1 protein-coding gene and 1 pseudogene are annotated in these 421 nt (G+C 74.6%); one reads left to right on the forward strand and one right to left on the reverse strand.

Features of this window, described 5'->3' with window-relative positions:
- Nucleotides 1–211: pseudogene (locus ACWF62_RS20620) on the forward strand (diadenosine tetraphosphate hydrolase); the annotation flags it as partial.
- Between the two features lie 28 nt (nt 212–239).
- On the opposite strand, the gene ACWF62_RS20625 reads toward ACWF62_RS20620, so the two are convergent.
- The coding region (locus ACWF62_RS20625; protein ID WP_452631291.1) for a hypothetical protein at nt 240–421 on the reverse strand (182 nt) is incomplete at its 5' end.

A 421-nucleotide genomic window follows, 5' to 3' on the forward strand; every position in this document is an offset into this window, starting at 1 on the left:
CCGTATCGCCTCCGGCGCGCACGGCTTCAACATCGGGATGAACCAGGGCAGCGCGGCCGGCGCCGGCATCGCCCCGCATCTGCACCAGCACGTCGTACCCCGCTGGGGCGGCGACGCCAACTTCATGCCGGTGGTCGGGCACACCAAGGTGCTGCCTCAACTGCTCGCCGACACCAGGCGGCTGCTCGCCGCCGCCTGGCCCGCCGGCTGACCCAGCGCGGCCCGCCACGGGCCGCGCCTCACATGTTGTACTCGTCGGCCTTACGGGGCTCGGCGGCCTGCACCGCGCCGCCCAGCGCCTGCGAACGGCCCTCGAAGCGGCTGATGTCCACGCCGTTCTCCTCCAGCACCCGGAACGCCGCCGCGTGCGCCACCCGCAGCACCGGGGTGGCCGCGCGCAGCGCGTCGTCCGCCATGAAGC

Source organism: Rhodococcus sp. NPDC054953, from assembly GCF_053609225.1.